2 protein-coding genes are annotated in these 4433 nt (G+C 44.1%); both read left to right on the top strand.

The annotated features are described in order from the left end of the window. Nucleotides 1-305 precede the first annotated feature (305 nt). Nucleotides 306-1202: a helix-turn-helix transcriptional regulator gene (locus QT979_RS12470; RefSeq protein WP_333310238.1), complete on the top strand. Its 897-nt coding sequence runs from the start codon at nt 306-308 to the stop codon at nt 1200-1202. 402 nt (nt 1203-1604) lie between these two features. Continuing rightward, nucleotides 1605-4433: DUF7948 domain-containing protein (locus QT979_RS12465; protein ID WP_333310236.1), on the top strand; the 2829-nt coding region annotated here is incomplete at its 3' end.

Below are 4433 nucleotides of genomic sequence, written 5' to 3'. Positions count from 1 at the left end.
TTAGATTTTAGATTTTAGATTTTAGATTTTAGATTTTAGATTTTAGATTTTAGATTTTAGATTTTAGATTTTAGATTTATCGCTCTAAAAGTTAAGAATTATCAGTAATTAATTGTAGGCACAACGGCTGATATGAAAATGCCGACTATCGATCGACTCTACACCGCCCTAGAGTCAAACTCCATTAATTTTGATTGCGGAACCTTGACAAACAGAGCTATAATATGCACAAGGCTGGGTATCTTTTGTATAACTGCGGGAACTTAAGAGCTCTAGAATAACAGCAACTGCCCCAGGTACAAGCTATGTCCTCAGAGAAAGCCTTAATTCTTGATTTTGCCCAGCCAGACGCGATGAAATCGATTCTCCCGAGTCCCTCAATCCTGTCGAGTCACGGCACAAAATGGGAGGGAATTCACGTCGAATATCACCGTCAGCCAGCAGACGAAACTCCAGAACACTGTTTCCAACAACACAACATTGGGCTGATACTCAATTCAGTTACAGTAAACGGAATACTCAACGGGAAACACTACGGTAGCGAACCGTGGCAAAGAGGAGAGATTTTCATTGGTGGTGCTGGTACTGATTTCCAGTCAGGTGCAGTCGAAGATCCTGAATTTGTCGCGATGGCGATCGACCCTACCGACTTCGACAAAACAGTTGGCGAATCGACCAATTCAAACCTCATTGAAATTATACCGCACTGGAAAATCAGCGATCCTTTGATTCTCGGCATTGGCTGGGCCCTCAAAACCGAACTCGAATCAGGTGGAATAAACGGTACTCTTTATGTCGATGCACTGAAAAACGCGCTTTCAATGCACATACTGCACCGCTATTGTGCACAAAAACCGCATAGGCGAGATTTTGAAGGCGGTCTCGATCCTGTCAAATTGCAGATGGTTATTAACTACATAAATGACTACCTAAACCGAGATTTGCACATAGCTGAACTGGCTAACTTAGTGCAGATTAGTCCTTATTATTTCAGTCGTTTGTTCAAACAATCAATTGGAGTAACTCCCCATCAATACGTCACCAATTGCCGGATTGAGAAAGCCAAACAGTTGTTGAAAAGGCAAGATTTATCAATAACATATATCTCGGAGCAAATCGGGTTTCACGACCAAAGTCACTTTAGCAAGACTTTCTGCAAAATCGTCGGTTTGACTCCTAAGAAATATCGCGATCAACTTTAACAGCGATTTGTCGTTGGGTGGGGGCAGGTTTCTGAGATTGTCGGTTTTAGGCAATTATTGTCGGTGAGGGGAGCCCCTACAGGAATTATATCTATTTGACCGGACATGATATTAATCCTGTAGGGGCAGGTTCACCAATATCTCTAATAGAAACGAGAAAGCCTGTAAACCCGGCCTGGCCTTTAATCGCGATCGACCCGATACGATCAAAATCTGATTGGAAATGCAGAAAACCAGCTACAAAAACCGAGTCCGTAGCCCGTGTTACAATTTTTAATCGACAATCCGATAAATTTCGCAATAAAATTGTATTTTTCGTAAATTTTTCGCAAGAATTTACTATACAGCAGAGCTGGTACTTGTATATACTTACTCGCATAACATGAACCAGGGGTACCAGCTATGAGCTCTCAAAATCAACAGGCATCTTACGGTCAAATTCCCTTAAGTTTTATTGCAAATGCTGGACAAACCCATCCAAATGTGAAATTCCAGGTAAAAGGTGCCGGTCACAGTATCTATTTCACTCCAAACGAAATCACCTTTACCGCTTTCCAGCCACCTAATGAACCGGGAAATCAACCAACAAATTCTTCAATTGTCCGCAGCAGCTTAGCCAACAGCAACCCGAATCCCACAATTTCCGGGCTGGAAAAATTGCCGGGAGTTGCTAACTTTATTTTAAGCGAAGATTCCAGTCAATGGCACACAGACGTTCCTACTTTTAACGGCGTTGTTTATCAAAACGTCTATCAAGGAATTGACCGCGTTTTCAAAGGCACAGAAGGACAACTTAAGAGCGAGTTTTTGGTTGCACCTTTTGCCGATCCGAGTCAAATTAAGATGAACTATACTGGTGTTAACGACATCCGGTTGCGTGACGACGGCGCACTAATATTAGAGACACCGCTAGGCGAATTAATTGATAACGCACCGATAGTTTATCAAGATATCAACGGACAGCGGGTGAATGTTCCCGCCGCTTACAATTTATTAGGAAACGGTCAAGTTAATTTTAGTTTGGGATATTTTGACCCCACTCAACCCCTAGTTATTGACCCGGTTTTAGCTTACTCGACTTACTTAGGCGGCAGCGGCAATGAGAATGCCAACCGCATCACCGTAGATAGCACAGGTGCGGCTTACATTATTGGCACTACTTTTAACAATTTTCCGACTACTCCTGGTGCGTACCAAACTACACCAGGGGGTCAATCTGATATCTTGGTTACGAAAGTTAACCCCGAAGGAACTGCCTTAGTTTACTCTACATATATTGGCGGCCCTAACAATGATGAAGGTTTTGACATTGCCGTAGACAGTCAAGGAAATGCTTATTTAACCGGGCCAGTCAATCAGGGTTATCCAACTACAGCCGGTTCTTTTAAACCTACAGCAGATACTACGAGTGCTGCTGTAACTAAACTCAATGCAGCAGGAAATTTGTTAGTTTATTCTACTTTTTTAGGCAGTAGCGCGATTGGTGGTACTTTTTTCGGCGCTAGCGGGAGTAGCCTCGGCAACGGCATTAAAGTAGACAGTAGCGGTAATGCTTATGTTGTCGGGCCGACATACGGCGGTTTCCCCACCACTGCCAATGCCTTCCGGCCTACATATTTAGGAGGCGAGCTGGATGGGTTTCTTGCTAAAGTTAATCCAACAGGCAGTGCTTTAGTTTACTCTACCTATTTAGGTGGTGCTGGTATCGATGATGCTAAAGCCATTGCACTAGACAATTCGGGTAATGTCTGGGTTACCGGAAATACCAATTCGACTAACTTGCCACTGATCTCAGCTAATGATACACTTCCAGGCGGTGTGGAAGCTTTTGTCAGTAGATTTAACGTGGATGGCCTACTTACTTATTCCACTTATTTAGGTGGCAGCGGTGAAGATAAAGGTAATGATATCGCTGTAGATAGTTCTGGAAATGCCTATATTGTGGGAAATACCTCTTCAACTGATTTTCCTACAGTTAGTCCAATTCAAGCGACGAATGCAGGTGGTGCTAAAGATGCTTTTATCACCAAAATAAGTCCTGAGGGCCTTTTGATTGCTTCACCCCTTTTGGCTTATTCAACTTATTTGGGTGGCACCGGAGAGGAGAATGGCGATCGCATTACAGCAGACAGTGCGGGTAATGCTTATGTGACGGGAAATACTACTTCGACTAATTTCCCAACTAAGAATGCTATTCAAAGTATCAGCGCTGGCGGGCAAGATGCTTTTATTACGAAAATCGATTCATCTGGTTCTGCCTTAGTTGATTCTACTTATCTAGGTGGCAGCGGGAACGACTTCGGTGGTGGTATTGCGGTGGATGCTTCTGGTGCAGTTTATGTAGCGGGAGGTACTGCTTCTACTAATTTCCCAACAGCAACTCCTTTGCAAGCGGCGAATGGGGGAGGTGCTTCTGATGCTTTTATTACTAAAATAATTCCTGGCGGGCCGCAGGTTAAGATTGTTGAGTCGGGCGGCAGCACTAATGTAGCTGAAAGTGGGACGACGGATACTTATACAGTGGTGCTAACTAATCAGCCTACTGCAAATGTGGCGATCGCACTCAATACTGACAGTCAAATTCAACCTATTGCTGGCATTAGTTTCACTCCAACTAACTGGTTTGTACCGCAAACAGTGACAGTCAGTGCAGTTGAGGATAGCCTAGCAGAAACTTCGCCACACACTGGCCCGATCGCTCACACTGCTATCAGTACCGATGCTAATTATAACGGCACTACTGCAAGTTTTACGGTCAATGGCACTGCTGGCAATACCGTCAAGGCTAATATTACCGATAACGACACCGCAGGCGTTAGCATTACTCCTGCTAACACGACTGCGACGGAAGGCGGTGCAACTGGAACTTATACCGTTAAATTAAATACTCAACCGATCGCACCTGTTACGATTAACTTGGCTACAGGCAGTCAAATTCAACCAATTACCGCACTTACTTTTACAGCGAATAATTGGAATGTCGCTCAAACTGTGGCGGTGGCTGCTGTGGACGACAATGCAGTTGAAGGAAATCATGCAGGTGCGATCGCCCATACAGCTACCAGTAACGATACTAACTATAACAGCATCACAATTCCGGCTGTTAGCGTCGCCATTACCGACAATGACACGGCAGGCGTTAGCATTACTCCCACTAACACGACTGCGACGGAAGGCGGTGCAACTGGAACTTATACCGTTAAATTAAATACTCAACCGATCGCACCTGTT

Origin of the sequence: Microcoleus sp. w2-18bC1, from assembly GCF_036700365.1 — a bacterium.
In the GTDB taxonomy this organism is placed as follows: domain Bacteria; phylum Cyanobacteriota; class Cyanobacteriia; order Cyanobacteriales; family Microcoleaceae; genus Microcoleus.
Note: the sequence above shows the minus strand (reverse complement) of the source record. Positions and strands in the feature narration are given on the sequence as shown.